This window comes from Archangium sp. (genome assembly GCF_036388035.1).
GTDB lineage: Bacteria > Myxococcota > Myxococcia > Myxococcales > Myxococcaceae > Archangium.
This window is the reverse complement of the sequence record NZ_DASVSO010000325.1, coordinates 1-3,363: the sequence shown is the minus strand read 5'-3', so window position 1 is coordinate 3,363 and position 3,363 is coordinate 1. Positions and strand designations below refer to the sequence as shown.

The following is a 3,363-nucleotide window of genomic DNA, read 5'->3' as shown; positions in this document are numbered from 1 at the left end:
CGCGCGAAGCCGGAGTCCTGGCACGAGCAGCTCGAGACGGTGCGCAAGGAGGCGACCTCCACCGAGGAGGGGCTTCGAGCGGCGCGCAAGCACGCCGAGGTGACACGGCTGCGGCTGGTGGAGGCCCAGTCGGCCATCGCCCAGAGCGAGCAGCCGGAGCCCCAGCTCGTCACCTCCGCCGAGCTGGAGGCGAACCACCCGGCGGGAGGAACGGTCTCGCTGCGCGTGACGTACCTGGTGCCCTGCGCCGTGTGGCGGCCCGCGTACCGCGCCACGCTCGCCCCCTCCGAGAAGGGTGAGGCGGTGACGCTCGAGTGCGAGGCGGTGGTGTGGCAGCACACCGAGGAGGAGTGGAAGGACGTGGAGCTGCTCTTCTCCACGGCCCGCCCCACCCTGGGTGCCTCTCCGCCGAAGCTGGTGGAGGACTGGCTGCGGCTGCGCGACAAGAGCGAGCAGGAGAAGCACTCGGTGGAGGTGTCCATGCGCGAGGAGGTCATCCAGACCACCGGCGAGGGCGGCACCAGTCAGGCCGAGGACATGCCGGGCCTGGACGACGGCGGTGAGGCGCTGACGCTGCGGGCGCAGCACCGGGCCACCGTGCCCAGTGATGGCGAGCCCCACCGCGTGCCGCTGTTCCAATTCACCGCCCCAGCGACGTCCGAGCTCATCGGCTACCCGGAGCACTCGCCCCTGGTGCATCGGGTGGCGCGCTTCGACAACCGGGGGACTTCGGTGCTGCTGGCCGGCCCGGTGGACCTCGTGCGCTCCAGTGGCTACGTGGGCCGGGCCCAGCTCAAGTTCACCGGCGTGGGCGAGCGGCTCAAGCTGGGCTTTGGCAGCGAGGACACCCTGCGCATCGCCCGACTGGTGGACTCGAAGCAGGACACCAACCGGCTCACCGGCCGGCGGACGCGGACGCAGCAGGTGAAGCTCTTCCTCTCCAACACCGGCACCCGCCCCGAGAAGGTGGTCCTCGAGGAGCGCATGCCTGTCTCCGAGGTGGAGGCCGTGGAGGTGAAGCTGCTCCAGGAGCAGACGAAGCCCGCCCCCGCGAAGGTGAGCGAGGACGGCATCGTGCGCTTCGAGCTGGCCGCCCCACCCCGCTCACAGCAGGAGCTGGCCTTCGCCTTCGCGGTGGCCAGTTCCTCCAAGGTCGCCGGGCTCTGATCGAGCGGCCGCCGTGCGCTCAGGTGTAGTCCCGGGTGATGACCTCCCCGGGCTGGGGCGCGGCCAGCAGCAAGTTCAGCGCGTCCATGAGGATCCACTTCTGGAGCGCTTCTTCCCCAGGCTTCCCGAGCGAGTGCCCCGCGATGAATCCACGCGGGCACAGCGCCCGAGGTGGCCGGGCCTGAGCACTCTCCTCGGGCTCCACGGTGATGAGCACCGTGGGGATGCCGATCATCTCGATGAATCTCTGCACCGTGACCACGGTGCGATGGCAGAGGCGTCAACCTCCGGTGAGCAGCACCGCGTCCGGCCTCACCTTGTCCACCTCGCGGACCAGCTCGGGGATGGTGGTCTCGCGCAGCTCCCGCAGGGCCTGGCTGAAACCCAGGGAGAAGTGCTGCTCGCTCAAGCCCCCGATGCGCCCCTCACGAGACAGCGAGCACAGTCGATCGATGGGGAAGACGCAGTTGAGGTCCTTGTCGACGCACGCATGGTCGTAGTGGGTGTCGTCGTAGGCGAGGTCCGCGGTGGTCATGTCACTGCGGATGACCCGGAAGCTCGTGTCCCCTTCCAGCGCGAAGGGCTTGTCATCCTTCTGGCGGACCGCGGCGGTCGTCACGAGGCAGATCGATGACTCCTCGAGCTTGCGGCGGAACGGAGTGAACGGAATGCAGTAGCGAGAGAGCTCGATCGGTTTTTGCATCTGCCTCACCAGGGCTTGCGGACCGCGGGGTGGCCGCGCGTAGGAGCCACCCCGCGAAGGATTGCCACCGATGAATCACGCGCCAGCGCCTATTTCAGTTTGTCGAGTGCCTCCATGATCTTGTCGGTGGGCGGCTGCGAGGCGATGTCGTGGATGTCGATGTACCGGACGATGCCCTGCTTATCGACGACGAAGATCGCCCGTTCCACGGTGCCTGAACCTCTCATCACACCGTACTGGGTCGCGACAAAACCATACGGCCAGTTGTCGCTCAGGAGCGGATAGGACAACCCACCCATCGACTTCGCCCACGCATCATTGCTGTAAACCAAATCCGTCGAGATGCCCAGGACCTGGGCATTGCGCCGCTCGAACTCGGAGAGATCCTCCTCGTACGAGGGCATCTGGATCGTTCAAACAGGTGTGAAGGCGGCGGGGTAGAAGGCGAGCACCACGGCCTTCTTGCCGCGGTAGTCGCTCAGACGGATCTTCCTGTGCTTGTCTCCCTTGCCGGCCGTGTCGCCGGTGGCCATGAGCTCGAAGTCGGGGGCTTCTTCTCCGACCGAGAGCTTCCAGATGGGCCTGTGCGTCGCCATGACGGATCTCCTGGGTGAGGGTTGAGTACGGCGGCCCTACGCTAGAGGCATTCCCACCCCCGAATTTAGGCACGGCGCGGCATGGGCGTTGGCCAGCCGACAAGGGGCGTTCTAGTACGCTCCCAGCTGAGCCTCGGGCGAAACGGTCGGCAGGGCGCCTGGTTGCGCCAGCTCGGTCGTTCTCAGCGCCAGCTCCGCGCCCAAGCGCGCGAGGTGCTCGGCGGAGAGGAGCCGCTGCACCAGGGGAAAGAGCGTGGTCCGTTCTTCGGCGACGTGCGCCTCGACAGAGGTGCGGAGGCGAACCAGGGCCGGTTCGAACTGGATGTCGCGGGCGTCGAGGTGCAGCAGCTGCGAGATCAGCGCCTTGGCCTCGGCATGATCATCGAAGGAGTGCAGCAACATGTCCTCCGTCTCGGCCAGCTTCACCATCGGGTAGAAGTGCCGCTCCTCCAGCTGGGTATGCAGGGTGAGCAGCCAGGCGAGACGGCGGAACAGGTGGAGCTTCTCTTCCCCGCTCGCCATCGCCACCTGCTGGAAAAGCAGCTCGGCCTCGTCATGCTGCTGCGTCAAGAGCTCGATAGGATCCATACCGGGGAGGCTCCGCATCGGAGCGTCTGCCTGCAAGCCGCCCATCCCCGAATGCCGGGTAGCCGAGCACCCGTGAACGCGTCTTTGCTATACCCGCGCTCCGCTGCCCCCCGTGCCGCAGCCCGAGAGGACACCGCACATGAACCGTTTCATCGCCGTCGCCTCGTTGTTCGCCGCTGCCCAGGCCTTCGCCGCCGAGCCCGCTGCCCCCACCAAGGTGGAGCCCAAGGCCGCCTTCGAGCGGATGAAGTCGCTCGCGGGCGACTGGCAGGGACAGGCGGGACATGGGGACCAGACGTTCCCCGCGGT

The 3,363-nt window shown here is 67.4% G+C and carries 4 protein-coding genes; 1 reads left to right on the top strand and 3 read right to left on the bottom strand.

Annotated elements, in window-relative coordinates; all coding sequences use genetic code 11:
* Positions 1-1,167, top strand: a 1,167-nt coding sequence (locus VF697_RS13315; protein ID WP_331094893.1) for a DUF4139 domain-containing protein, incomplete at its 5' end; no start/stop codon positions are given.
* 19 nt (positions 1,168-1,186) lie between these two features.
* Here VF697_RS13315 and VF697_RS13310 read toward each other — a convergent pair.
* From VF697_RS13310 to VF697_RS13300, 3 genes are all read right to left on the bottom strand, one after another.
* Complete coding sequence (locus tag VF697_RS13310; RefSeq protein WP_331094891.1) at positions 1,187-1,870, bottom strand: glycine/sarcosine/betaine reductase selenoprotein B family protein; 684 nt, start codon at positions 1,868-1,870, stop codon at positions 1,187-1,189.
* An 89-nt stretch (positions 1,871-1,959) separates the two neighbouring features.
* The gene (locus VF697_RS13305; protein ID WP_331094889.1) at positions 1,960-2,466 is read right to left on the bottom strand and encodes a redoxin domain-containing protein; all 507 of its coding nucleotides are present in this window, start codon (positions 2,464-2,466) and stop codon (positions 1,960-1,962) included.
* A gap of 111 nt (positions 2,467-2,577) precedes the next feature.
* Positions 2,578-3,054 (bottom strand): hemerythrin domain-containing protein, encoded by a 477-nt coding sequence (locus tag VF697_RS13300; RefSeq protein ID WP_331094887.1) that lies wholly within the window; start codon positions 3,052-3,054, stop codon positions 2,578-2,580.
* Between the last annotated feature and the right edge of the window lie 309 nt (positions 3,055-3,363).